The organism is Verrucomicrobiota bacterium (genome assembly GCA_016871675.1).
GTDB lineage: Bacteria > Verrucomicrobiota > Verrucomicrobiia > Limisphaerales > VHCN01 > VHCN01.
In genome coordinates, this window is sequence record VHCN01000051.1 from 1 (window position 1) to 25,898 (window position 25,898).

General features: G+C 65.6%; 17 protein-coding genes. 4 read left to right on the forward strand and 13 right to left on the reverse strand.

The window, feature by feature from the left end:
* Positions 1 to 600, reverse strand: a 600-nt coding sequence (locus FJ386_11090) for an MFS transporter (protein ID MBM3877251.1), incomplete at its 3' end; no start/stop codon positions are given.
* A 146-nt stretch (positions 601 to 746) separates the two neighbouring features.
* Here FJ386_11090 and FJ386_11095 point away from each other — a divergent pair.
* Both FJ386_11095 and trpB read left to right on the forward strand, forming a co-directional pair.
* Positions 747 to 1,388, forward strand: coding sequence for a phosphoribosylanthranilate isomerase (locus tag FJ386_11095; protein MBM3877252.1), 642 nt, complete (start codon positions 747 to 749; stop codon positions 1,386 to 1,388).
* A gap of 53 nt (positions 1,389 to 1,441) precedes the next feature.
* A complete protein-coding gene (gene trpB / locus FJ386_11100; protein MBM3877253.1) occupies positions 1,442 to 2,644 on the forward strand; it encodes a tryptophan synthase subunit beta in 1,203 nt (400 codons plus the stop codon).
* A gap of 66 nt (positions 2,645 to 2,710) precedes the next feature.
* Here trpB and FJ386_11105 read toward each other — a convergent pair whose 3' ends face one another.
* The 9 genes from FJ386_11105 to FJ386_11145 all read right to left on the reverse strand — a co-directional run bounded on the left by FJ386_11105 (position 2,711) and on the right by FJ386_11145 (position 15,563).
* Positions 2,711 to 4,120 (reverse strand): hypothetical protein, encoded by a 1,410-nt coding sequence (locus tag FJ386_11105; protein ID MBM3877254.1) that lies wholly within the window; start codon positions 4,118 to 4,120, stop codon positions 2,711 to 2,713.
* Positions 4,121 to 4,215: 95 nt separating this feature from the next.
* A complete protein-coding gene (locus tag FJ386_11110; protein MBM3877255.1) occupies positions 4,216 to 5,574 on the reverse strand; it encodes a Gfo/Idh/MocA family oxidoreductase in 1,359 nt (452 codons plus the stop codon).
* A gap of 121 nt (positions 5,575 to 5,695) precedes the next feature.
* Positions 5,696 to 7,879, reverse strand: a complete 2,184-nt coding sequence (locus FJ386_11115) for a thioredoxin domain-containing protein (protein ID MBM3877256.1) — start codon at positions 7,877 to 7,879, stop codon at positions 5,696 to 5,698.
* A 72-nt stretch (positions 7,880 to 7,951) separates the two neighbouring features.
* Complete coding sequence (locus tag FJ386_11120; GenBank protein ID MBM3877257.1) at positions 7,952 to 9,484, reverse strand: PAS domain S-box protein; 1,533 nt, start codon at positions 9,482 to 9,484, stop codon at positions 7,952 to 7,954.
* A gap of 10 nt (positions 9,485 to 9,494) precedes the next feature.
* A complete protein-coding gene (gene trpC / locus FJ386_11125) occupies positions 9,495 to 10,286 on the reverse strand; it encodes an indole-3-glycerol phosphate synthase TrpC (GenBank protein MBM3877258.1) in 792 nt (263 codons plus the stop codon).
* Between the two features lie 72 nt (positions 10,287 to 10,358).
* A complete protein-coding gene (locus tag FJ386_11130) occupies positions 10,359 to 11,465 on the reverse strand; it encodes a peptide chain release factor 2 (GenBank protein ID MBM3877259.1) in 1,107 nt (368 codons plus the stop codon).
* 102 nt (positions 11,466 to 11,567) lie between these two features.
* Positions 11,568 to 13,454, reverse strand: coding sequence for a TRAP transporter large permease subunit (locus tag FJ386_11135; GenBank protein MBM3877260.1), 1,887 nt, complete (start codon positions 13,452 to 13,454; stop codon positions 11,568 to 11,570).
* A gap of 19 nt (positions 13,455 to 13,473) precedes the next feature.
* A complete protein-coding gene (locus FJ386_11140; GenBank protein MBM3877261.1) occupies positions 13,474 to 14,505 on the reverse strand; it encodes a C4-dicarboxylate ABC transporter substrate-binding protein in 1,032 nt (343 codons plus the stop codon).
* Between the two features lie 86 nt (positions 14,506 to 14,591).
* Complete coding sequence (locus FJ386_11145) at positions 14,592 to 15,563, reverse strand: hypothetical protein (protein MBM3877262.1); 972 nt, start codon at positions 15,561 to 15,563, stop codon at positions 14,592 to 14,594.
* A gap of 571 nt (positions 15,564 to 16,134) precedes the next feature.
* On the opposite strand from FJ386_11145, the gene FJ386_11150 reads away from it, so the two are divergent.
* Positions 16,135 to 18,864 carry a pyruvate, phosphate dikinase gene (locus tag FJ386_11150; GenBank protein MBM3877263.1) on the forward strand — a complete coding sequence of 910 codons (2,730 nt, stop codon included), beginning with the start codon at positions 16,135 to 16,137 and terminating at the stop codon, positions 18,862 to 18,864.
* A gap of 114 nt (positions 18,865 to 18,978) precedes the next feature.
* Here the strand turns inward: FJ386_11150 and FJ386_11155 are convergent, their stop codons facing one another.
* Entirely contained in the window at positions 18,979 to 20,448 is a 1,470-nt protein-coding gene (locus FJ386_11155; protein MBM3877264.1) for a DUF1501 domain-containing protein, read from the reverse strand.
* Between the two features lie 6 nt (positions 20,449 to 20,454).
* Entirely contained in the window at positions 20,455 to 23,760 is a 3,306-nt protein-coding gene (locus FJ386_11160) for a DUF1553 domain-containing protein (GenBank protein ID MBM3877265.1), read from the reverse strand.
* 81 nt (positions 23,761 to 23,841) lie between these two features.
* Between FJ386_11160 and FJ386_11165 the strand changes: the two genes are divergently transcribed.
* Positions 23,842 to 24,738 carry a hypothetical protein gene (locus FJ386_11165; protein ID MBM3877266.1) on the forward strand — a complete coding sequence of 299 codons (897 nt, stop codon included), beginning with the start codon at positions 23,842 to 23,844 and terminating at the stop codon, positions 24,736 to 24,738.
* Between the two features lie 24 nt (positions 24,739 to 24,762).
* Here FJ386_11165 and FJ386_11170 read toward each other — a convergent pair.
* Positions 24,763 to 25,898 (reverse strand): DUF1501 domain-containing protein (locus FJ386_11170; GenBank protein MBM3877267.1); only part of this gene is annotated, 1,136 nt, incomplete at its 5' end.

A 25,898-nucleotide genomic window follows, 5' to 3' on the forward strand; every position in this document is an offset into this window, starting at 1 on the left:
GGCGATCCACGGGCGCCAACGGCGGGGCCACGTTTCGGACAGCAGCGAAGAGCCGACGGCCCATTCGCCGCCGATGCCGAGCGCGGCGACGAACCGGAAGATGAGCAACTGCCACCACGTCTGCGCGAAGAACGAAAGCCCGGTGAACAGCGCGTAGGTGAGGATGGTCAGGCTCAACGCGCGGCTGCGTCCGAGCAGGTCGCCCACGCGCCCGAAGAACGCACCTCCGAGCGCCCAGCCGACGAGGAACGAAGCCTGGATGAGCCCGCTCTTTTCCTTCACCAAGTCGTGCGCGGGCGTCGCGTCGGCGGCGATCAATCCCTGATTCATCAGCAGGTAGGCGACAAACGTGGACGCCACCAACCCGTAGAGGTGCATGTCCAGCCCGTCAAAGAGCCAGCCGAGCCACGCGGCGATGCCGCTCTTCCATTGGCGCGGCGAGAGGTCTTTCAGCGACGCGGCTTCCTCCGGGGGCGTGGGAGCGCCCGCCGTGGCGAAGGGCTCGAAGTCGGCTCGCTTCAGGAATTTGGTGTCGGTTTGAAGCCGTTCGGTGTTTTCGCCGTATCGCTTGAGTTGCTGGGTATCGCCGGGGCGCTTCATGGGCTGCGTCGTTGGGGCGGCACGGTAACGGAATCCGACGCGCGCGCAATGGCAAGTTCGGCGGAGTTCTCCGGGGCGAGGCAAACATCGTGAGCCAAAGTTCGTGTTGCCCGCACCAGGCCTTCGGCGGATAGTCCGCGCAACGTGTGAGCGTGAAGGTCAAAATCTGCGGCATCACGCGCCTCGACGACGCCGTCGCCGCGGTCGAGGCGGGCGCGAACGCGCTCGGCTTCGTGTTCTACGAAGGCAGCCCGCGCAATCTCACGTCATCGCAAGCCCGCGCGATCATCTCGAAGCTGCCGCCGTTCGTGGCGAAGGTCGGCGTGTTCGTGAACGCGACCGAGGACTTCGTGCGGGGCAGGGCAGGGGAGTGCGGCCTCGACACGTTGCAGTTTCACGGCGACGAAACGCCGGAGTTTTGCCGGCGGTTCGCGCCGATGAAGGTGGTGAAGTCGTTCCGCATCCGCGACGCGAAATCACTCGCCGCACTCGAGCCATACGACACGGATGCGTGGCTGCTCGACAGCCACGTGGAGGACAAACTGGGTGGCACCGGGGTGACCTTCAACTGGGAGCTTGCCTGGCAGGCAAAAGATCACGGCCGGCCTGTGATGCTCGCGGGCGGGCTCACGCCGGAAAATGTGGCCGAAGCGATTCACGAGGTGTGGCCCTTTGCGGTGGATGTCTCCAGCGGCGTGGAGGACGCGCCCGGGCTGAAGAACCGCAAGCTCGTGCAGATGTTCATCGCGAACGTGCGCGCCGTGGACGTGGAGCAGGACCGGTTTTAATTCCACGCGCCCAGCCTTTGCGCCGCGGCGCCTTTGCGTTAGCCTTCGCCGCAATGAGTGCGAACACGACCGCTCCCGTCCCCGATGCGCAGGGCCATTTCGGTCCTTACGGCGGACGCTACGTGCCCGAGACGCTCGTCCATCCGCTCCAGCAATTGGAGGAGGAATACGCGCGCGCGCAGCAGGACCCGGAGTTCGACCGCGAGTTCCGCTACTACCTGCGTGAATTCTGCGGGCGGCCCACGCCGCTTTACTTCGCCGAGCGGCTCACGCGCGAGCTCGGCGGCGCAAAGATCTACCTCAAGCGCGAGGACCTGCTCCACACCGGCGCGCACAAGATCAACAACTGCATCGGACAAATCCTGCTCGCGAAGCGCATGGGCAAGACGCGCATCATCGCGGAGACGGGCGCGGGCCAGCACGGCGTGGCGACGGCGACGGTGAGCGCGATGTTCGGGCTCAAGTGCGTGATCTACATGGGCGCGCATGATTGCGAGCGGCAGGCGCTGAACGTGTATCGCATGAAGATGCTCGGCGCCGAAGTCGTGCCCGTGAAGGCCGGCCAACAGACGCTCAAGGAAGCCATCAACGAGGCGATGCGCGACTGGGTCACGAACGTGCGCACCACACACTACATCCTCGGCACCGTCTACGGCGCCCACCCGTATCCGGTGATGGTGCGAAACTTCCAGCGCGTCATCGGCGACGAAGCCCGGCGTCAGCTACTCGAGAAAGAAGAGCGGTTGCCCGACCTGCTCATCGCGTGCGTCGGTGGCGGATCGAATGCGATGGGCTTGTTCACCGCGTTCCTCGGGGACGAGTCCGTGAAGATGCTCGGCGTTGAGGCGGGCGGCGAAGGGATCCAGCCCGGCAAGCACGCCGCCCGGTTTCAGGGCGGGTCGCTCGGTGTGTTGCAGGGCACTCGGTCGTTTCTGCTGCAGGACGAGTTCGGGCAAATCCAGCTCACGCACAGTGTCAGCGCCGGACTCGACTACGCCGCCGTCGGCCCCGAGCACGCTTGGCTGCGGGATCAAGGCCGCGTCGAATACACCTTTGCCGAGGACGGCCGCGCGCTGGAGGCCTTCATGACGCTCGCGAAGGTGGAGGGAATCATCCCCGCGCTCGAAAGCGCCCATGCCGTCGCCGCGTGCATCGCGCGAGCTCCGACGCTGCCGAAAGACTCGGTCGTGATCGTGAACCTCAGCGGCCGCGGCGACAAAGACGTTTCGCAAGTCGCGGCGAAGATGAGTCTTTGAGATTTGCCGAGGAGTCGCCTTGCGAGACTGGCGGACGAACGGTGGCGGCGATGGCAGCGTCGCAAATCAACCCGCCACTTCCACGATTGCCTCGTGCCCGCTGTTGCCGATGATGCGGACGGGGCGGCCAGCCTCGATGACATCGCCTTGCGAGATGACGTCGAGGATCTGCTCGCCGAAGCGGGCCTTGCCGCCAGGATGCAGCGGGGAGATGGCGACTCCGACCAGCCCCATTCGCGAGCCCTGCGCCTGTTCGAGCGCCGCATCCGACTGTGCGCCGCTCGTGGACTGCGCCACCATGCATTGCCAGTGTTTGGTTTTCGGAAGCCAGAGGCTGAGGAGCCAGATCACCACGACGGAGCCGATGGCGCTGACGAGCAGGTCGTTCATGGGCAAGCTCAGTTGCTTCACCGTGGGGGCCGAGGGCATTCCGGGATAGAAATCCACCATGGCCATGATGAGCGCCGTGATCATGCACGCGACGCCGGCGATGCCCAGCGCGAGCGTCCCGGGGAATGCGAGCAGTTCCAGCGCGACGAGCGCGACGCCCACGAAGAACACCACGATCCAGCCCATCCCGCTCAAGCCGGCGACGTAGCCGCCCAAAAAATACAGCGCGAACGCGGCGATGCCGATGATGCCGGGAAGGCCAAAGCCAGGCGTCTTGAATTCGAGGTAGATGCCTGCGATGCCGATGATGAGCAGAATCGGGCTGATCGTGTTGATCCACGACGCGGCTTTCTCCCATCCGGTGGGTTCAATGCGAATGCGCACGGCGTTGGCGCCCGCGAGCTTTTCGATCAAGTCGTCGATCGTCGGAATCGTCCCGGAGGACAGCAACGGCCTGGCGGGTTTGCCGAACGCCCGCTCGGCTTCCTTGTTGTTGAGCGTGAGCACCTGGCCCTTCTCGTTGAGCTTCACGCCATCGAGCGTCAATTCTTTCGTCTTGCGGATCATCGCGTCGACAACCTCGGGGTTGTGCCCGTGCTTGTCGGCTTGGCCGCGAATCACCGCGGCGATGGCGGAGGCGCTTTTGGCTTCCATCGTGTCCGGCATCGCCGCGGCCCCGCCCTCGGCGGACATCATCACGGGCGCGGCGGCACCGATCACACTGTCGGGCGCCATGTAAATGCGGAGCGTCGCGAAGGAAATCAGCGCGCCCGCGGAATAGGCGCGCTTGTTGACATAGGTGATTTTCTCGCCCTTGAACTGGTCGAGGATTTCAATGATCTGCATCATCGAATCGCCGCGCCCGCCATTGGTCTCCATGTCCACGACCAGCAGGTCGGCCTTTGCTTCCATCGCCTCCTTCACCCCGCGGCGGACCGTGTAGACAATCGGCTTCGCGATGTCGTCGCGAAGCGGCAGGATGTAGACGCGCTTAGGTGCCGGGCTGATCGCAGCGACAGGAGTTGCTCCGCCCGAACGCATCGCGGACGCGCAGGCGACAAGAAGAAGCAACACCATCGATTTCACGGGGGGGAACATACCGCAGCGAAACAAGCGCTGCAAGGCAGGGAACCGGGAATGTCGATGCGCACTTCCGAAGGCGCCGCCGGCGTGGTCTGGGCTCAAAGCGCCGCAGACTGGCCGGGGATTGCAAACGGATACCGCCCATCGGGACCGGGCTGGACTTTGGGCCGGGCATCCCACGCGAGTCGTTCGGGTGCGAGGTCGAGCTTCGAGTTGAGCGCATCATCCCACAGCACGGGCTGCCCGCCGTAAGTCGCCATGCGCCCCATGATTGCGGTGAGCGAACTCTTCGCGCCGTTGAACGCCTCGTTGTAGGGCTTGTCGTGGCGAACGGCATCGAAGAAGGGAATGTGCTCGAGCCGGTGCCCGTCATTGCGAACACCTTCGCCGGCCTTGTAGCGCCAGGTGATGTCCTGCTTCAAGTCGCGTATGACGAACTGCCCGCGCTCGGCCGTCCACGAGCCCTTCGTGCCTTGCACCGCTTCGTAAACCTCGCCCTTGCACTTCGGGATCTGGCGGCACTGCGAGTAGAGGCGCGAGCCGTCGGCGTAGGCATACTCGACCGCGTGGTGGTCGAAAATCTCCCCGTGATCCGGTTCCTTGAGCCAGGCGCGCCCGCCCATGCCGGAGGCGCTGACCGGATACGCGTTCTTGACCCAATTGATGACATCCAGATTGTGGATGTGCTGTTCGACGATGTGGTCACCGCAAAGCCACGTGAAGTTATACCAGTTGCGCAGTTGATACTCCATTTCGGTCGGCGCACGCCCGAGGAGTTTCTCGCACGCGGCCCGTGTCATCTTCGGACCCACGGGGCCCGTGTTCCAGTAGCAGCGCATTGAGACGATGTCGCCAAGCTGGCCGTCGTGGATCCGCTTGAGGCACTCGTTGTAATCCGGTTGGTGGTGCCGCTGCAGTCCGACCGCGACCTTGAGCTTTTTCTTGTTGGCCTCCTCCGCCGCAGCCAGCACGCGCCGGACGCCCGGGCCGTCCACGGCGACGGGCTTCTCCATGAAAACGTGCTTTCCCTGCCGCACGGCTTCCTCGAACATCATCGGCCGAAACCCCGGAGGCGTGGCGAGGATGACCACGTCGGCGCTTGCAATGGCCTCCTTGTAGCTCTCGAACCCGAGGAACTGCCTCGCGGTCTTCACGTCCACCTTGTCCTTGTGCTTGCCCGCGAGCGTGGCGAGCGAGCGGTCCAGGCGGTCCTTGTGGACATCGCCCATGGCCACGAGTTTCACGCCTTCGCCGGTCATCATCGCGTGGTCGGCCGCGCCCGTGCCGCGGCCGCCGCAACCCACCAGCGCGACGCGAATCGTGTCGCCCGGCGAGGCCGCATGCGCAAAGGGCGTGACCGGCAGGGTGGTGATGGCTGCGGCGCCGGCTGCAAGCTTCGAGGACGTCGCAAAAAAGTCGCGCCGGGTAACGGTGGACGCTTGTGAAGTCGCGTTCATCTCAGGTGGGGCAGATTACCATTCTGCGAGCCCTTGAACCAGCGAAATATGGTCGGAGTTGGAAGCTCAACCTCGCCTCACCCGCCATGCTCCGCCGCCCGCCCGCTGCCCGTTCCCTTCGTCACCGAAGCGCGGCTTGAATGGCTGTGATTTCCGATGTCGGGGGCTTGCACTCGGTGCCGGTGCAGACGTAGACGACGGGGCCGTCCTTGGCGGGGAGGGTCTTGGCGAAGGGTTCGACGGGGCCGGTGGTGCCGAGGACGACTTTGTTGGGTTGATAGATGGTGTGGATGGCGCGAAGGAGGGTTTGCGCGGGCGCGGAGGCGGGGTCGCCGGCGACCACGGCGCGCCGGGGTTCTTCCATGTTGTAGTCGGTGGCGAGGAGCAGGTAGGGGACGACTTGTGGCGCGGCGAGGATGCGGTGGGCGTAGAGCTTCACGGCGTCTTCGGCAGGCTTGCGGAGGTCTTTGCGGTCGGTGATGGCCGCCAGCTTCAGCAGGGTGAGTGCCGCGACGGCGTTGCCGCTGGGTTCGGCGCCGTCGTATTCTTCTTTCACGCGCAGGATGAGGTCGCCCGTGCCCTTGGGGCTTTGGAAGAAGCCGCCGTGTTGTGGGTCGTGGAACTTGGCGAGCATGGTTTCGCTGAGGGCGAGGGAGAATTCCAGGTGGCGCGGGTCCAGTGTGGACTCATAGAGGTGCAAGACGCCCTCGGCGAGGAAGGCGTAGGTGTCCAGGAACTGTGTGGCGTCGGCATGGCCGTCGCGCCAGCGGTGGCTGAGGGTCCGGGTGGAGGGGTTCCATAGTTTTTCCTGGAGGAAGGCGAAGTTCTTGAGGGCGGCGCGCCGGTAGGTGTCGTCGCCGAGGACGGCGCCGGCGCGGGCGATGGCTCCGAGCATGAGGCCGTTCCATGAGGCGAGGATTTTGTCGTCGAGGTGGGGGCGGATGCGCTTGGCGCGGTGGTCGAACATCTTCTGTCTGGCGGCGGCGAGGCGCGGGGCTTCTTCGGGTGTGAGTGCGGCGTCCACGATGCTGAGCACGTTCTGTTTCTTGAGGGGTTCGGGATGGGAGTGGTCCTCGAAGTTGCCTTCGTCGGTGATTCCGAAGCGGCGGATGACGAGTTTGAGTTCGTCTGGCGTGAGCAGTTTGGTGAGTTCGTCCTTTGTCCAGCAGTAGAACTTGCCTTCGTGGCCCTCGCTGTCGGCGTCTTCGGCGGAGTAGAAGCCCCCGCCGGGGTGGGTCATGTCTCTGAGGATGTATTTGATGATGTCGCGTGCGACGTCGGCGTGCCTGGCCTCGCCTGAGACGAGGAAGGCGTCGAGATAGAGGTGGATGAGCTGGGCGTTGTCATAGAGCATCTTTTCGAAGTGGGGCACGAGCCACTTTTCGTCCACCGAGTAGCGGGCGAAGCCGCCTCCGAGATGGTCGTAGATGCCTCCGGCGGCCATGCGGTCGCAGGTGAGGAGGACGGCCTGAACCGCGTCGCGGTCGGCGAAGCGCACGCCGGCGCGAAGGAGGAACGCGGGCTGGGAGGGGCGCGGGAATTTGGGCTTGGCGCCGAATCCGCCGTGGACGGGGTCGTGTCCGCGGAGGAAGTGGCGCATGGCGTTGGTGAGGGCTTCGCGTGAGAGGACGAGTTCGGGGGAAGGTTCGGTGGAGGTGGCTTCGGCGAGCTGCTTGTGGATTTGTTCGGCGGAGTCTTTGATGTCCTGGGCTTGGGACTGCCAGAGCAGGGCGATGCGCTGGAGCATTTGCATGAAGCTGGGGCGCCCGAATTTGGGCTCGGGCGGGAAGTAGGTGCCCCCGAAGAAGGGCTTGAGGTCGGGTGTGAGGAAGGCGTTGAGGGGCCAGCCGCCGCCCTGGCCCATGGCCTGGACCGCGGTCATATAGATTTTGTCCACGTCGGGGCGTTCCTCGCGGTCGAGCTTGATGGAGACGAAGTGTTCGGAGAGGAACTTGGCCACGTCCTCGTTCTCGAAGGATTCGCGTTCCATGACGTGGCACCAGTGGCAGGTGGAGTAGCCGATGCTGAGGAGGATGGGTTTGTTTTCCTTGCGGGCCTTGGCGAAGGCTTCCTCGCCCCAGGGAAACCAGTCCACGGGATTGTGCGCGTGCTGGAGGAGGTAGGGGCTTTTCTCCTTGGCGAGGCGGTTGGTGTGCTTGTGTTTGGATGGGGCGGACGTGGCGTTGATGGACACGGGGTCGGTGGTGTTTGTTCCGGCGTTGAGCGGCGGTGATTTCTGCTGCGAACAGGCTGCAAGTGTGAGCGCGAGGGACAGCGCGGGCCAAGTGAGGGACCGTGGAGGCATTGGAGCGGAGAGTATCGGGTGGTGTGACGGGAGCAAGCCCCCCGCGAGGTGAAATGGCGGGCGCACGCCGGGTCAGAGGACCTTGATGATGATCGCGGTGAAGTCGTCCTCCTGCGGGACGTCGCCGCGGAAGGCGCGCATGGCGTCGTAGAGGGAGTTGACGATGTGTGCGGCGGGGCGGTGGCGGTGTTCGCGAAGCACGGCGAGGACGCGGTCCATACCGAAGAGCTCATTCTGCGGCGACATGGCTTCATCGACGCCGTCGGTGAGGAGCAGGACGAGTTCGCCGGGTTCGAGGCGGACGGGCGGGGCGGAGGTGAAGCGCGAGTCGGCCTTGATGCCGAGCGGGATGCCGGTGCGCTTGAGCTGGTCGCGGAGGGAGCCGTCCGGGGCGAGGATGCAGCCCGGCGGGTGGCCGGCGCTGGCGTGCGTGAGGAGGCGCCGGGGCGCGTCAAGGCGCGCGAGCAGCAGCGTGACGTAGCGCTCGAAGCCCAGGTCTTGGGAGAGGGCGAGGTTGGCGCGAGTGAGGATTTCCCCGGGGTCGGTGCGATTCAACGCGAGGATGCGGAGATAGGCCCGGGTCTCGGCCATGATCATCGAGGGCCCGATGCCGTGGCCTGTGACGTCGGCGATGGCGATGCCGAGGCCGCCTTCGTGCATGGGCAGGTAATCGAAGTAATCCCCGCCCGCAGCCTCGGCCGGATAGGAGATGCCGGCGATGTCGAAGCCGTCGAGCGTCGGGGCCGACTTCGGGAAGAGGCGCTGCTGGATCTCGCGGGCGACGCGGAACTGCTCCTCGTTCTCCTTCAATTCAAGCTCGGCGCGGCGGCGTTCGGTGATGTCACGGACGAAGGCGACGAAGAGGCGGTTGCCGTGGAGCTCGAGGTCGTTGAAGACGACCTCGATGAGCACCTCGGTGGCGTCGCGTCGCGCCCCGATGGACTCGAAGACGCGGCGCTTGGAGGGCAGGGCGGTGGATTCGCTGACGATGCGGGAGAATCGCTGGTGGTGCTCCGGGTGGAGGCGCGAGGGGAGGAGCATGGTGAAGTTGCGGCCGATCAAGTCCTCGGGCTTGTGGCCGAAAAGCAGCTCGGCCGCGGGGTTGACGAAGTGGATCGCGCCCTCCTTGTCCATGAGGATCACCGCGTCGGTGGCGGTTTCCCAAAGGAGGCGGTAGCGCAGCTCGCTCTCGCGAACGGAGCGCTCGGCCTGGCGGCGGGCGGCGCGGCTTTGCGCCTCGCGAATCTCGCGCTCGACCGCGGGGACGAGCCGCGTGAGGTTGCCCTTCATCAGGTAATCGTGCGCGCCGGATTTCATCGCCGCGACGGCGATGTCTTCGCCGATGCCGCCGCTGATGATGATGAAGGGAAGGTCCACGCCCTTCGCTTGAAGGAGCTTGAGCGCCTCGGGAGCGCTGAAGGACGGCATGTTGTAGTCCGCGAGGAGGACATCCCACGGCTTGGAGGAGAGCGCCTGGTCGAGCTCGGCCGAGGTTTCGACGCGCTCGTAGGTGGCGTCGTAGCCGCCCCGACGGAGCACGCTGATGAGCATCCGCGCGTCGAATTCGGAATCCTCGACAACCAGCACTCGGAGCGGGGTTTTCATCGCGCAGTGGTCAAACGACGGCGACGCCGAGAAGTTCCTTCACCTTGCGTTCGATGCCCTCTTCGCGCAGGAGCGACTCGCCGACGAGCATCGCGTGGGCGCCGGAGCGATGGAGGCGGAGCGCATCCGCGCGGGTGTGGATGCCGCTTTCGGCGACGAGCGTGATGGAGCGCGGCGTTGAACCGGTTGCCGCGCGCAACTTCGCGGCCATCCGTTCGGTCGTCGCGAGGTCCACCTTGAAGGATTTGAGGTCGCGGTTGTTCACGCCGATGAGCGTGGCGCCCGCGGCGAGCGCGCGGTCCAGCTCCGCCGCGTCGTGGACCTCGACGAGCGCGGCGAGACCAGCTTGCGCAGCCAGGGAACTGAAGTGCAGCAGCTCCAAGTCCGACAGGATTGCCACGATGAGCAAGACGGCATCCGCCCCGGCTTCGACGGATTCGGCGATCTGCCGTGCGTCGATGATGAAGTCCTTGCGCAGCAGCGGGAGTTTCACGGCGGCGCGAATGGCGCGGAGGAACGTCAGCGAGCCTTGAAAGAACTTTTCGTCCGTCAGCACCGAAAGCGCGCTCGCGCCGCCGGCTTCGTAGGCTTGCGCGATGCGCACCGGGTCAAAGTCAGCGCGGATGACGCCCGCGGACGGCGAAGCCTTTTTCACCTCGGCGATGAGCGCGAGTTCGCCGCAGCGAGGCGGGCGCAGCGCACCGGCAAAGTCGCGAGCGTCGGGCCTGCGCGCGAGCGGGCGGGGCGGGAGCGCAGCCACGTCAAGCCGCTTTTGAGCGACGATGGTGTCCAGAATGTTCACGTCACACGAAGCAGGTCAGCCGTTCGATGTTCATTCGCATCTCGCGCCGGACCAACCGATGAAAACTGCAGCCTATTCCTCGTCATCTTTCACGCCCTGCATGCGCTTGCCCGGGCAGCCGGCGCGGAGCCACGCGTTCACGAAGGGGTCGAGGTCGCCATCCATCACGGCCTGCACGTTGCTCGTCTGCGTGCCGGTGCGCAAGTCCTTCACCATGCGGTAGGGCTGGAAGACGTAGCTGCGAATCTGGCTGCCGAAGGAGACGCTGCCCTTCTCGCCGTAGAACCGCTCCATCTCGGCTTTCGCCTGGTCCTCGCGCATCGCGTAGAGCTTGGAGAGGAGGAGCTTCATCGCGGAAGCCTTGTTCTGGTGCTGCGAGCGCTGCGTCTGCGACGCGGCGACGACACCGGTGGGCAGGTGTGTGATGCGGACGGCGGTCTCGACCTTGTTCACGTTCTGCCCGCCCTTGCCGCCGGAGCGGAACGTGTCCACCTGCAATTCCGAGGGCGGAAGCACGATCTCGCCGGCGTCCTCGATCTCGGCGATCACGTCGACGCTTGCGAAGCTCGTGTGCCGGCGCTGGTTCGCATCGAAGGGCGAGAGGCGCACGAGACGGTGCACGCCGCGCTCGGCCTTGGCAAAGCCATACGCGTGTTCCCCCTCGATCAGGAATGTGACGCTCTTGAGGCCGGTGACTTCGCCGGGCAACGCGTCGGTGACGTCCACTTTCCATCCGCGGCCCTCGGCCCAGCGCTGATACATCCGCAGGAGCATGTTGGTCCAGTCGCAGGCTTCCGTGCCGCCGGCGCCGGCGCTGATCTGGATGATGCAGGCGTTGCGGTCGTGCGGGCCGGAGAGCAGGACGCGCAATTCGAGCTGGTCGATCTCCCGGATGCGGCCGGCGAGTTCCGCGGTGAGTTCGGCGTCGAGCCTGGCCTGCGCGGATTCAGGCTCTCCCTCGCCAAGTTCGATCATCTCGCGGATGTGGCCGAGATTCTTCTCCGCTTCAAGGAGTGGCTCGGTGCGTTTGCGGAGGGAGCCGGCTTCCTCGATGAATCTCTGGGCCTGTTCGCGGTGGTTCCAAAACGTGTCGCGGGCCATCAGCTCGTCGAGTTCCGCGAGGCGCCGGTGGAGCGCGGGGACGTCAAAGAAACCTCCGCAGGCTGGCAAGTTTGTCAGCGGCGTTGGTCAACTGGTCTTTGAGCGTTTCGAACATGGCGAGGCGAATCTACGGGGATGCCGCGGGAAGACGAGTGAAAACTGGTCGCGCGGGGAACGCGGTTACTTCGCAAACAACCCCGGCAACCACGTGGTGAACGCCGGCACGTAGGTGATGACGAGCACGCCGATGAACTGCGCGCCCAGCATCGGCAGGATGGCGCGATAGACTTCCGGCACGGGTTTCTTGAAGCGGTAGGACGAGAGCATCAGGTTCATCCCGACGGGCGGCATCATGTAGCCGAGCTCGAGGTTCGCGAGGAAGATGATGCCGAGGTGAATCGGGCTGATGTCGAAAAGCCCCGCCATCGGGATGATCAGCGGCACCACGACGATGATGGCGGAGTAGATGTCCATGAGGCTCCCGACCACGAGGAGGAAGATGTTCAGCACGAGCAGGAATTTCCACGGCTCCTTGATGTTCTCCTTCACCCATGCGACGGCGTGCGCGGGCACCTCGGCATCGACGAGGAAGTTTGTGAAGCCCTGCGCGACGCCGAGAATCACAAGCACGCCGCCCATCAGCAACCCGCATTCGAGGAGCACGCGCGCGGTGTCGCGGCCGAAATTCAGGTCGCGGTAGACAAACGTCTCGACGATGAACGCATAAAGCACCGTGAGCGCGGCCGTTTCGACCGGCGTTGCGAACCCACCGAACAATCCGACGAGCGCGACGACCGGGAGGAGCAATTCCCATTTGGCGTCCCAAAGCGCGGCGCGGGCTTCGTCGGGCTTGAACGGATGGAGTGACGCGCTGTTGCGCGGTGCGAGCCACACGCCGAGCGCGGCAGTCACGCCGACCATCACGCAGCCGGGGAGGATTCCGGCGAGGAACATCTGCTTCACCTCGACGCCCTTCGCCCAGATGGCGAACAGGATCAGCGGCAGGCACGGCGGGAACAGCAGGCCGAGCGAGCCCGCGCCGGTGATGAGCCCGAGCGCGTGTTTCTCACGGTAACCGGCGCTCAGGAGGATGGGCAGCAACGCGCCGCCGAGCGCGAGGATGGTCACGCCTGAGGCGCCGGTGAATGTGGTGAAGAATGCGCACACGATGCAGGTCACGATGGCTGGTCCGCCGCGCAGCGCCCCGAACAGGGCGAGAAACACGCGCACGAGCCGCTTCGAGGCGCCGCCCATGGCGAGGAAATAGCCGGCGAGCGTGAAGAGGGGGATGCTCGGCAGCGTGGCGTTTGTGACGAGGCTGTAGTTGCTTGCCGCCACGGATGCGATTGGCGTGCCTTCGCCCCAGAACAGCAGCAGTGCCGCCCCGCCCAGCGTGGTGAAGACCGGAGCGCCGAGGATCGTTGCGAGGCCGAGCAGCACCAAGCCGGGGACCATCAGCTTGGTCGCCGCGCCCGGCAGCTTCCACGCGCACAGCACCACGGCGCACGCGATGAGCACCGTCAGGGCGCGGAGTTTCCATGTTTCGGCGGAAAGCCTCAGCACGCGCCATGTAATGAGCGCGAACGCCGCGGGCAGGATCGCCTGCACAAGCCACTTGGGGATGCCGAACGCGAGGATCTCCTTCTCCGGCCGCATCGCGTTCACGAAATCAACCCCGGCGATGCACAGGAAGAATGTGACGACCGCGGCGACCGCCCCGCTGTAGATGGACGCGCCGGTTTTCCACCGGCCTTTGAGCAAGGTGGGCACAGTGGAGAGCGTGAGAAGCCGTCCCTCGCGCGCCGCGATCGCGCCGCCCATGAGCGCGACGACGAGCGTCAGGTGCTGGATGAGCGTGTCCGAGGCCGCGAAGCCCTTTCTCATGCCGAGCTTCGCGAGGAGGATCACGACGATGGCCGCGAGCGCGAACGCGGTGACGAAGTTCTCGACATGCCGTGCCCACTTGCGAAGTCCCGTGACCGGTGTGGCGGCGGTGGGGTTGGGGATCTCCACGCTCATGCCCTCCGAGTCCCGCCACGCGCAGCGCGACGCACGTCTCCTCCCCATCGGTCGCGGTCGCGGAACCTCATTGTGCCTTGCCCGCGCCGGCGCGGAATTCCTTCACAAGGCGTTGCACTTCGTCGAACATGTCCGCGGGGACCACCTTGCCCCGAAGGCGCGGATAGGTTTCCTCGCCGAGTTTCTGCCAGGCGGCAAGCGCCTCGGGCGTTGTCTGCCGGACCTTCAGCCCGCGCTTCTTCATCGCCTCGACGGCTTCATCGCTCTCCGTGCGGCCGCGCTGCTTCATGATTTCGCCGGCCTCCGCAGCGACCTTGAGCATCGCGGGTTTGGCGGACGCGGGGACGGCATCCCAGGTCTTCTTGCTGATGACGGTGCCTCCGACGAGCGGAACCCAGTTGACTTCCAGCATATGCGGCGCGGGGCCGGCGAACTGGCCCGCGAGCGCGTAAAACGGGATCGACGTCACCACGTCCACCAACCCGGTCTGCAATCCGGCGAGGATGTCCGTCTGTTCGAGCGGCACGGCATTGAATCCAAGTCCCTTGTAAATCTCGATCGAGCGCGTGTCGCCGGACCACACGAACACCTTCATCTTCCGGTAATCATCGGGCACGAGCGCCGGGTGCTTGGAGAAGAACCGCACCCAGCCGGCGTCGCCCCAGAAGAGGACCACGAATCCCTTGTCTAGAAACTTCTTCTCCAGCGCGGGGCGCAGCTTGCCGAGCACATGATCGAACTCGTCGAGCGAGCGGAACATCATCGGCATGAGCTGCAGTCCGGTGACCGACTCCTCGATTTGCGAGAGTCCCGGCACGGTGAGCATCGCGGCCTGCAGTTGCCCGACTCGCATCCGGCGCACCATGTCCGCCTCGCCGCCCTGTGTGCCGTCGGGATAAACCGTCAGCGTGACCGCGCCGCCGCTGGCTTGCTTCCACTTGTCGCCCATCGCGAGGAGGCTCTTGTGGAAGGAACTGTCGCGTGGCGCGAGCGTGGCGAGCTTGATGCGCACGGGATCCGCCGCCCGGGATTGAGCGGCCGCCAGGCAGAGCAGGGCGCCCAGCACCGCAGCGGCCGTCGTGAACCGTTGTTGTTTCATCCGCAAGTCCCGGGAGACTGGCACAAGACCCGGCTGGCGTGCAACGGGAGAGGCTGCGTAATCGCCGGGGCGCCAGCCCCGGTCTTTCAGTCGGGTTTCGGCGGAGGCGCGACGTCGAGGAACAGGTCGTCCACGCGCGAAAGCAACCATCGGGCGCGCCGCTGCATCACGAGGTTCTCGAGCCGCCATCCGGGGCGGGCCTCGACGTTGATCGCAAGCGCGCGATTCAAGAGGTCGCGAAACTCCGCCACGTTTTGCTTCTGCACACTGACCGTCTCGGCGAAGGAAACCAGCGGCGACGCCAACAAACCTCGCGACAGCTCCATCGCGCGGTTGAAGTGCGTGCGCGACCGCGTGGCCGAATCGCCCTTCGCGCCCTGGCGCGAGGACTCGTAGGTGATCAGGAACGAATGCAGCGCGCCGTCCTCGTAGCTCTCGTCGAGTTCGAGCGCGCGGTCCACGAGCGCTTCAACCGCGACCTGGTCGGCCACGAGTTCCGGGCTGTCCTTCCCGAGCGTGATGGCGCTCGCCCACGCGCCCGCGGTCCAATACATCAGCGGGACGTCGCGCTTGGCAAGCGGGCGGACGGCGGCCTTGGCGTCGGTGCGGAGGGCTTTCGAGATCCCGGCGTGGCGGACTTCCAGCCCGCGCAGGCCGTAGTCCCTCGCGCGAAGGTAGAGCCGTCGCGCCCGCGCGTGCATCGCCGTCGCGGCGGCGTAGTCTTTCGATTCGAGTTCGTCGGCCTCCGCGTCCACGAAGGCGAACGCGTATTCCGTGAAGCCCTTCGCCGTCGCGAGGAGCAAGCCCTCGTGGCGCGGCGATTCGGTGAGCAGGCTCTCCATGACCTTGAGCCCGGTGGGCGCGGCGGCTTTGACGAAGTCGGGGTCGTCATCGCTGGAAAGCGTGCCGCCCCCGCGGGCGAGCGCGTCGGCGACCTTGTTGACGGCCAACTGCCGGATGGAGCAGCCGGAAGTCGCCGCCACGATCAAGGCCAGCGCAACGCTTGGAACGAGCGCGGAAGCCGGCCTTCGCCAGCCGCGGGTGAAGTGGAGGTGCATCGGTGAATCGGGCGACTTTGTATCGCGGCGTGCCCGGGTAATCAAAGGTGAAGTTCGGATCAAACTCGTCGCTGCTCCGCGCTGGACAGTGTCAGCATGAGGGCCTGGCACTTCGACAAGGCTCGAAGAGTCTCAACCGAGAACACACATCGAGGCCTCTGCACAACGTGTAGCGTCGAGGCTTCGCCTCGGCGGAACCTGCCAGGTTCCCCGGAAAGTCCGGCCCCAGGCCGGACACGACACCGGCGCAAGATGGGTTTTGCAGAGGTCGCACATCATGAAAAATCCCACCACCCGTCGTGATTCCCTGGCCGGCTGCTTGAGTGCAAATCGGAATCGTCCGGCTTCACCGGGCGCAGTTCAATTCCTCACACGCTGTTCGAGGCATTGGCATCCGGCTGAAGCCGGGTGCTCAGGGGAGGCGGAGTGAACGTGAGCCATGAGCCGGGATGCGTTGGCTTTCCCCTTCGGCGAACGCCGTTGACACGCGACTTGCCCTTGTTACTGTCGCGCCTCGTTTTTCCGGCTTCTCCGGCAAACCCGACTCAGAACATCACCAGCATCTGACACCATGGCAAAGACCAACAAATACGTTTACACGTGGGGCAACAACAGGGCGGACGGCGACGGCTCCATGAAGGCCCTTCTCGGCGGCAAGGGCGCGAACCTCGCCGAGATGACGCGCATCGGGCTGCCGGTGCCGCCGGGCTTCACGATCACGACGGAGGTCTGCACTTACTTCTACGCCAACCACCGCACCTACCCGAAGATTCTCCAGGCGCAGATGGAGGCGGGCGCCGCCAACATGGAGCGCATCATGGGCACGAAGTTCGGCGACACCACGGCGATGCCGCTGCTCGTCGCGGTCCGCTCCGGCGCGCGGGACTCGATGCCCGGCATGATGGACACCATCCTCAACCTCGGCCTCAACGACCAGACCGTGCTCGCGCTCGCGAAGGCCACAGGCAACGAGCGCTTTGCGTGGGACTGCTACCGCCGCTTCGTGCAAATGTATGGCGACGTGGTGCTCGGCGTGCAGAAGCGCGCGGGTGAAGACCACGACCCGTTCGAGACGGTCATCGGCGGATTGAAGAAGGAAATCCTCGGGGACGAGAGCAAGGAAGACACGAAGCTTGGCGTCGACGCGCTCAAGGAACTCGTGTCGCGCTTCAAGGCCCTCGTGAAGCAACGCACCGGCAAGGACCTGCCCGGCGACCCGTGGGAACAGCTCCGCGGCGCGGTCGGCGCGGTGTTCGGTTCGTGGATGAATGACCGTGCGATCGTGTATCGCGCCAAATACAACATCCCGATGGAGTGGGGAACGGCCGTGAACGTGCAGGCGATGGTCTTCGGCAACACGGGCGGGGAGTCGGGCTCCGGCGTGGCCTTCACCCGCGACCCGGCCACCGGCGAAAAGGTTTTCTACGGTGAGTTCCTCATGAACGCGCAGGGCGAGGACGTCGTCGCCGGTGTTCGCACTCCGGACCCCGTCGCCAAGCTCGCGCAATACCAGCCCGAGTCCCTCAAGGAACTCGAGCGCATCCGCGCCGTCCTCGAGTCCCGCTTCAAGGACATGCAGGACTTTGAGTTTACCATCCAGGATGGCAAAGTCTTCATGCTCCAGACCCGCAACGGCAAGCGCACCGGCGTCGCGGCCGTCCGCATCGCGTGCGAGATGGTCAGGGAAAAGCTCATCGACACCGAGACCGCGGTCACCCGCGTGCCCGCTGACCAGCTCGACCAGGTGCTCGCGCCCGTGTTCGACCGCGCCGCGATCAAGGCCGCCAAGGCCGTGGCCACCGGCCTTCCCGCGGGTCCGGGCGCGGCTTCCGGCAAGATTTACTTCAACGCGGAGCGCTGCGTCGAAGCCGCAAAACTCGGCCCCGTGCTGCTCGTGCGCGTGGAAACTTCCCCTGAAGACCTGCGCGGCATGATCGCGGCAGAGGGCATCCTCACCGCGCGCGGCGGCGTGAGCTCCCATGCCGCGCTTGTCGCCCGGCAGATGGGCAAGGTCTGCGTGTGCGGCGCCGCGGCGCTTCATGTGGACTACCACCACAAGACGCTCACCGTCGGCGACCAGGTTTTCCACGAGGGCGACTATCTCTCGATCGATGGCACGAGCGGCGCCGTGTATGCAGGCGAGGTGAAGACTGCGCCGAGCGACGTCATCCAGGGATTGCTCCACGGCGACAAGCGCGCGCGCAAGACGGGGACTTACCAGAACTTCGTGCAACTGATGACCTGGTGCGCTCGGTCCACGCGCATGAGCGTGCGCACCAATGCCGACAACCCCGGGCAGACGGCCAACGCCGTGTCGTTCGGCGCGACGGGCATCGGGCTCTGCCGCACCGAGCACATGTTCTTCGAGGGCAACCGCATTGACGCGATGCGCGAGATGATCCTCGCCGACAGCAAGGCCGCGCGCGAAAAGGCGCTCGCCAAGATTCTGCCGTATCAGCGCGACGATTTCGCGGGCATGTTCAAGGAACTCAAGGGGCTTCCTGCGACGATTCGTTTCCTCGACCCGCCGCTGCACGAGTTCCTCCCGCACGACCACGCCGCGCAGGCGGACCTCGCGTCCAAAATGGGCATCCCGCAGGAGCGCATCGCCAAGCGCGTGCACGAACTCCACGAGTTCAACCCGATGCTCGGCTTCCGCGGGTGCCGCCTCGGCATCGGCTATCCGGAAATCTCGGCGATGCAGGCGCGCGCCGTCTTCGAGGCCGCCGCGCAGTGCGTGAAGAAGGGCATGAAGTGCAAGCCCGAGATCATGATACCGCTCGTCGGCTTCAAGAAGGAACTCGATCTCCAGGTCGAGGTCGTCCACGAAATGGCGCGCCTGGTGCAGGCCGAGCAGAAGGTCAAGCTCACCTACCTCGTCGGCACGATGATCGAAGTCCCGCGCGGCGCGCTCACCGCGGACGAGATCGCGCACACGGCCCAGTTCTTCAGTTTCGGGACGAACGACCTCACGCAGACCACGCTCGGCATGAGCCGCGACGACTCCGGCAGCTTCCTGCCGACCTACGAAAGACTCGACATCGCGAAGAAGAATCCGTTTGCCACGATCGACCAGACCGGCGTCGGCCAGCTCATGGAAATCGCCATCGCCAAAGGCCGCAAGACGCGGCCCGACATCAAGCTCGGCATCTGCGGCGAGCACGGCGGCGACCCCGAATCCGTGAAGTTCTGCCACCGCGCGGGCCTCACCTACGTGAGTTGCTCGCCCTTCCGCGTGCCCGTCGCCCGGCTCGCGGCGGCACAGGCGGCGATCGAGGAGAAACGGGCCGCGAAGAAGTAAGCGCGACCGCTTCGGTCTCAGTCTGGCGGTGATCGTCGTCCGCGAATCGCGGCGCGCCATGGGCGCTTGTCGTGGCTTCGCGCGGCTGCGCCCTTCGAGCCGCCTGCTCGTGGTCTACGCGAGGATTCCCTTCACGACATTCCCGTGCACGTCCGTGAGACGGTAGTCCCGGCCTTGGAAACGGTGGGTGAGGCGTTCGTGATTCACGCCGAGACAATGCAGGAGCGTCGCTTGCAGGTCGTGAACGTGCACCGGGTTCTCGGCCACGTTGTAGCAGAAGTCGTCCGTCTGCCCGTGGCTGATGCCGGGCTTGATGCCGCCGCCCGCGAGCCACACGGAGAAGCAGCGCGGGTGATGGTCGCGCCCGTAGTTGCCGCCGGCGAGATTGCCCTGCGAATACACCGTGCGCCCGAACTCACCGCCCCATACGATGAGCGTGTCGTCGAGCATCCCGCGCTGCTTGAGGTCCGTGACGAGCGCGGCGCTCGGCTGGTCAGTCTCGCGCGCCTGGCGCGGATGCTCCTGCGGCAGCCGGCTGTGGTGATCCCAGTCGCGGTGATAAAGCTGGATGAAGCGCGCGCCGCGTTCCGCCAGCCGGCGCGCGAGCAGGCAGTTGTAAGCCTGCGTCCCCGGCGTCTTCGCCTCCTCGCCGTAGAGCTTGAACGTGCTCTCCGGCTCCTTGCTCAAGTCCGTCAGGTCCGGCACGGACATCTGCATGCGATACGCCATCTCGTAGGCGGCGATGCGCGTGTTGATCTCGGGGTCGCCCACCTCCGCCTGTCGCAGCGTGTTCAGTTTCGCGATGCCATCGAGCATCTGGCGCCGGCTTTCATCGCCCGCGCCCGCGGGATCCTTGAGGAAAAGCACCGGGTCGCCCGTCGAGCGCAGCTTCACGCCCTGATGGTTCGATGGAAGGAATCCGCTGCCCCAGAGCCGCGCGTAAAGCGGCTGCGGCGAGCCGTAGGTGTTCTTCGAGATCAGCACCACGAACGCCGGCAAATCCTCGCTCAACGTGCCGAGCCCGTAGCTCGCCCACGCGCCGATGCTCGGCCGGCCCGGCTGCTCGCTGCCCGTCTGGAAAAACGTGATGGCCGGGTCGTGGTTGATGGCCTCGGTGTGCATCGTCTTCACCACGCAGATGTCGTCCGCGATGCCGCCGATGTGCGGCAGCAGGTCGCTCATCCACGCGCCGCTGCGGCCGTATTGCTTGAACGGCACGAAGTTCTTCGCCACCGGAAAACTCTTCTGCCCCGACGTCATGCCCGTGAGCCGCTGGCCCTGCCGGATGCTGTCGGGCAACTCGGTGCCGTGGAGCTTTTCAAGCGCAGGCTTGTAATCGAGCGTGTCCATCTGCGACGGCGCGCCGGACTCGAACAGGTAGATCACGCGCTTGGCGCGCGGCTTGAAGTGCGGCAGGCCCGGCAAGCCACCGCGCGCCTTGCCGCTCTGAGCCGCGGCGAACAACTGCGGATTGAGCAACGACGCCAGCGCCAGCGTGCCGATGCCTGTCGCGGAGCGGCCGAGGAAATGGCGGCGCGTGACGTGGTGGGCGCTGGTGGCGATGGGTTCGGGAAGCGGGTTCATTCTCTGTCACCCTTTCGTGATCGTTTCATCCAGGTTGAGGATCATCCGCGCGATGGCTGTCCACGCAGCGTGCTCGGCGGCGTCGAGCTTTTCGTTGCGCGGGGATTCGCCGACCTTCAACGACTTGCCGGCGGACTCGGGATGCTTGCGGAAGGCGGTGAGCTGCTGTTCGAGGGATGCGCGCAGAACTTTCGCTTCCGCCGCCGTGGGCTTGCGCGCGGTCGCGGTGCGGAAGGCGAAGGTGAGGCGCTCGTCCGTGGTCGCGCCGCCTTGCGTGAGGATGCGCTCGGCGAAGTGGCGCGCGGCCTCGACGTAGGTGGGGTCGTGCAGGAGCGCCAGCGCCTGGAGCGGCGTGGTGGTGCGCGAGCGGCGTACGACGCAGAACTCGCGCTCGGGCGCGTCGAAAAGGTTGAGCGTCGGCGGCGGCGAGGTGCGTTTCCAGAACGTGTAAAGGCTGCGGCGATAGAGGTCGGGGCCGCGGCCCTGCACGTAGTCCATGCGGTAGCCGGCGCGGTCGTTCAACTCGAACCACAGTCCCTCCGGCTGATACGGCATCACGCTGGGCCCGCCGACTTTCTCGACGAGCAGTCCGCTGAGGAAGAGCGCGTTGTCGCGCACCGCCTCGGCGGAAAGGCGCAGGCGCGGGGCGCGGGCCAGCAGCAAGTTTTCCGGGTCGCGCTGGAGCAGGGCAGGGGACACGCGCGAGGACTGGCGGTAGGTGGCGGAGAGCACGATGAGGCGGTGGAGGTGGCGGAGGTCCCACGCAGCAAGGGGCGAGGTCTGAGGGGTGGGAACCAACGTCCCGCCACCCGCCGCGATTTCGGCCTTTGAACCTGACGGAAGCGCACCCCTCACCCCATCCCTCTCCCCTCCTCCGAGGAGGGGAGAGGGTGCCCGCAGGGCGGGTGAGGGGTGTTCGGGCGACCGGTTCATGGAAAGGGGCGAGGGTCGAGACTGCGGACGCATCAACTCCACCGCCAGCCAGTCGAGCAGTTCGGGATGCGAAGGCGGTTCGCTCTGCACGCCGAAGTTCTCGCTGGTGCGCACGAGGCCGGTGCCGAAGTAGTGCTCCCAAATCCGGTTCACCGCCACGCGCGCCGTGAGCGGGTGATCGGGTGAGACGAGCCAGCGGGCGAGATCAAGGCGGCTGGGGGGCGCGCCTGAGTCAGGTTTCGCGTTTGAGGTTTCGGGTTTTGCGTTCGGAGCCAGTTTCCTTCCGTCGGCTGCCACAGTGAAGACGGCCGGGAACGCGGCTTCCACCTTCTCGCCCTTCTTGTCGTATTGGCCGCGGATGAGCAGGTGCGTTTCGCGGCGCTTCTCCATGTCCTGCATGATCATGGTGCTCGGGATGGCGGCCTCGACCTGCTTCTTGCGCTCGCGCGACGCGGCGAGGTCGGCGGTGAGCTGCTTCATCCCGGGCGACGCGTGCCTGGCGAGGAAAACCTCGCGCAGACGCTCCGCCTGCTTTGCGTTGCGCTTCTCGCGGGGAACAGCCACCAGCCCGGCAATCTCCGCCTCCTGCGGCCCCGCGCTGGTCGAGATGGACAGCCGCGGCCGGCCGATGCCGTGGCCGCCAATGGTCTCGTGCCGCAGTGCAAAGCGCAGCTCCGTGCCGCCGGGAAAGCCAAAGGGCTTGTCGGGATAAAACCACGCGGTGCAGTCCTTGTTCCGCGTCGGGCCATCCACGGCCCAGCCGGTGCCGGGTTTGCCATCAATCGTGTGGGCGATGTTGTAATTGTCCTGCGAGTAATCCGCCTGTGCGGATGCGAACTTCACCTTCACCTTCTTCTGCGGCTCGGCGATTGACACGGCCTCCAGCTCGAACTCGCTGAGGACGAAGTTCGCGTTGTTGAAGCGTCCCGGGCCGGTGTTCGGCAGCGAGGCGTCGGTGAGCGCCTCCAACCGCACCACGGCGATGTTCGTGAGCGCGGTACGGGCCGTGACCTCGTAGGTGTCGTGCGGTGAATTCTTGCCGCTGACAAGGAGCGATTGGTCGTCCTGCTTCGTGAGCGTGGCGCCGCCGGTGGACTTGAGGCCCGTTGCCTCGATCACCTGCCACTCGGCCTTTGCCGCGGCGAAGGTCGCCTCCCATTTCGCCTGCTCCGGGACGAGTGATTTCGCGGCGGCCTCGTGCGCGGACTGTGTTGCGGCCAGATCGCGGTCGAGCTGCGCCAGCGCGGCCTCCTGCGCCTTCGTGGGGGTCTTGAGCTGGGGCGCGAAGCCGCCGATGCCACGCTCGGGCACCTGGTTGAACATCGCAAACATCCCGTAGAAGTCGCGCATCGTGAGCGGGTCGAACTTGTGGTCATGGCAGCGCGCGCACAGCATCGTCAGGCCCATCCACGTCGTCGCCGTGGTCGTGACGCGGTCCACGACATATTCGGTGCGATACTCCTCATCGATCACGCCGCCCTCGATGGTGATGAGGTGATTGCGGTTGAAGCCGGTGGCGAGGCGCTGCTCGACGGTGGCATCGGGCAGCAGGTCGCCGGCGAGCTGTTCGACGGTGAACTGGTCGAAGGGCATGTTCCGGTTGAACGCCTCGATGACCCATTCGCGCCAGCGCCACATCGTGCGCGCCTGGTCCATCTGGTAGCCGTGAGTGTCCGCGTAGCGCGCGAGGTCGAGCCAGCCGCGCGCCATGTGCTCCCCGTAGCGGGGCGAGGCGAAGAGCCGTTCGACGACTTTCTCGTAGGCCTGCGTGCTCTTGTCCGCAAGGAAGGCGTCAATCTCCGCAAGCGTGGGCGGAAGTCCCGTGAGGTCGAACGTCACGCGCCGCAGCCACGTTTCGCGGTCGGCCTCGGGCGAGGGCGACAACCCCTGTTTCTGAAGCCGGTCAACGATGAAATTGTCGACTGGATTGCGGAGCGCTGATTTCGGATTGCGGATTGCCGGCACCGCCGGCCGCTCGGGTTTCACGAAGGCCCAATGCTCCTGATACTTCGCGCCGTGCGCGATCCACCGACGCAGCGATTCCACCTGTGCGGCGGTGAGCTTCTTGCCCGTCTTCGGCGGTGGCATCACATCGTCGGCGTCCTTGGTTGTGATGCGCTTGATCAGTTCACTCTGGCTCGCGTTGCCGGGGATGATGGCGACCGCACCGGACTTCACAGGCGCGAGCGCGGACTCGCGCACGTCGAGGCGGAGGTTCGCCTTGCGAGCCTTCTCGTCCGGGCCGTGGCAGGCGAAGCAGTTGTCGGAGAGGATGGGCCGGATGTCGCGGTTGAAGTCCACGGTGGCCGGCGATGCCGCCGCGGCAGCGAGCGGACCGGCGGCGAGAGCCAGAGCGAGTGCGGCGAAACGAAAGGTCATGACGATGCGTGAAGCCTGCCCGATGCGAAGGCCGGCGGCAACAGGCTTGTCAATGCGAGGCAAACGAAAGATAGTCGCGGCATGAGCATGAGAACTCGCTGGGTGGCCACACTTGCCTTCGCCGCGCTGCTGACCGGGTGCATCGAGTTCGAGCGCGAGACCGTGACCTATCGCCACGACCCGAAGGCCGACACGCTGCGGTTCTTCCAGCACTATCAAGGCATCTTCGGAGCGGACAAGCAGGGCGAGTTGTCCAGCCAGGAACAGGAACAACTCAACTCGGTGCTCACGACAGAGCGCACGTTCTTTTTCGCGAACTGGATATTCGAGTTCAACCGCGAGGAAGTGGGCAAATGGCTGGCGGAACTCAAGAAGCCCGGCACGAATGAAGAACTCAAGAAAATCCCCGGGGCCGCGGCGCGGCTGGAGACGTTGCTGAACCTCCTGCTCGAAAACGTCAGGGTGGAGAACGGCGACTTTTACAAGGGTGAAGGCGGCAAGCTGTGCGGGGTGCAGCGCGTGACGATGAAGAACGTCTCAAAGGTGCTCGCCGCGGCCAACGACTCGATTCGCGACCTGTATCGGGTCGAAGCGGCAAAGGACGGCACGAGCGACGAGGAGCGCGTCATCCTCAAGAAGTCCATCGCCGAACCGCGCAGCTACATCAAGCTCGAAGGCAATCGCCTGAGCCTGCGCCTGCCCATCACCCGCGCCGATTACGACAAGACTTTCGGTCCCGGCGCGGAGTCATCGAAGGAGCTTGGAGAGTTTACTCAAGCGGGCGGGGCACTGGCGTTCGCGGAGAATGAGCTGCTCGCGAGCCTCGGCAACGTGGCTGACAAGGAAACCACCCTGACACTCTCGACGGCGGAAAAGCCCTACCGGCCCAACCTCCTCGACGTCGTAAAAACCAAGCCGGGCGTGAAGGAGAAGCTCGACGTGGGTGCGGCGCGGGCGGCGTTCTTCTCGCGGCCTTGAAGCGGTCGGATTCGCGGTTCCGGCTCACGCCAGAATCGGCTTCACCACCTCGCCCGCGACGTCTGTCAGGCGGAAATCTCGGCCATTAAACCGGTAGGTCAGCTTCTCGTGGTCCATGCCGATGAGGTGAAGGATGGTCGCGTGGAGGTCGTTGATGCTCACCTTGTCCACGACGGCGTTCTGGCCAATCTCATCCGTCGAGCCGTGGTGGACGCCGCCTTTCACGCCGCCGCCGGCGAACCACGTGGTGAACGCGTGCGGGTTGTGGTCGCGGCCGGGTCGCGCGCCCTTTTGCGAGACGGAGAGCCGGCCGAACTCGCCGCAGCAAACGATGAGCGTCGAGTCGAGCAGACCGCGCTGCTTGAGGTCGGTGAGCAGGCCGGCGATGGGGATGTCCGTCTCGCCCGCGAACTGCCGGTGATTGGCCGCGATGTCCACGTGGCCGTCCCACGAGCGCTCGTTCTCCATGCCGCCGCTGTAAAGCTGGATGAACCGCACGCCGCGCTCGACGAGCCGCCGCGCCATGAGGCATTGCTTCGCGAAGTGCGTGCAGCGCTTGTCGTCGAGGCCGTAGAGTTTCTGGATATGCTCGGGCTCCTTGGTCACGTCGAGCGCGTCGGGCGCGGCCATCTGCATGCGATACGCGAGCTCGAAGCTCTCGATGCGCGCCGCGAGCTCGGAGTCGCCGGAGGTTTGCCTCTGGTGGTGGGTGTTGAGTTTCTTCAGCAGTTCGAGTTGGGCGCGCTGTTGCGAGTCGGTCGTCTCCGCCGGGCGCGTGACGTTGTTGATGGGGTCGCCCTGGATGTTCAGCGCCGTGCCTTGGAAGACGCCCGGCAGGAAGCCCGCGCCCCAGTTCGATGCGTGTCCCTTGGGCACGCCGCGGCCGAGGGTGTCATACATCACGATGAAGCCCGGCAGGCTCTGGTTCTCCGAGCCGAGCCCGTAGGTGACCCACGAGCCGACGCACGGAAAACCCATGCGGCTGAAGCCGGTGTTGATCTGGAAGAGCGCGGGCGAGTGGTTGTTTGTCTCCGTGAAGCACGAGTGGATGAACGCCATGTCGTCCACGTGTCGCACCATGTTCGGGAAGATTTCGCTCGCCCACGTGCCGCTGCGGCCGTGTTGCGCGAACTTGAACGGCGACTTCATCAGCGGGCCGA

Excerpts from the sequence above, each read along its gene's own strand:
- FJ386_11155 (MBM3877264.1), bottom strand. The coding sequence starts at position 20,448 with ATGAACCCGCTTCCCGAACCCATCGCCACCAGCGCCCACCACGTCACG.
- FJ386_11145 (MBM3877262.1), bottom strand. The coding sequence starts at position 15,563 with ATGCACCTCCACTTCACCCGCGGCTGGCGAAGGCCGGCTTCCGCGCTC.
- FJ386_11120 (MBM3877257.1), bottom strand. The coding sequence starts at position 9,484 with ATGAAAACCCCGCTCCGAGTGCTGGTTGTCGAGGATTCCGAATTCGAC.
- FJ386_11110 (MBM3877255.1), bottom strand. The coding sequence starts at position 5,574 with ATGAACGCGACTTCACAAGCGTCCACCGTTACCCGGCGCGACTTTTTT.
- FJ386_11140 (MBM3877261.1), bottom strand. The coding sequence starts at position 14,505 with ATGAAACAACAACGGTTCACGACGGCCGCTGCGGTGCTGGGCGCCCTG.
- FJ386_11165 (MBM3877266.1), top strand. The coding sequence starts at position 23,842 with ATGAGCATGAGAACTCGCTGGGTGGCCACACTTGCCTTCGCCGCGCTG.
- FJ386_11160 (MBM3877265.1), bottom strand. The coding sequence starts at position 23,760 with ATGACCTTTCGTTTCGCCGCACTCGCTCTGGCTCTCGCCGCCGGTCCG.
- FJ386_11115 (MBM3877256.1), bottom strand. The coding sequence starts at position 7,879 with ATGCCTCCACGGTCCCTCACTTGGCCCGCGCTGTCCCTCGCGCTCACA.
- FJ386_11150 (MBM3877263.1), top strand. The coding sequence starts at position 16,135 with ATGGCAAAGACCAACAAATACGTTTACACGTGGGGCAACAACAGGGCG.
- FJ386_11135 (MBM3877260.1), bottom strand. The coding sequence starts at position 13,454 with ATGGGGAGGAGACGTGCGTCGCGCTGCGCGTGGCGGGACTCGGAGGGC.
- trpB (MBM3877253.1), top strand. The coding sequence starts at position 1,442 with ATGAGTGCGAACACGACCGCTCCCGTCCCCGATGCGCAGGGCCATTTC.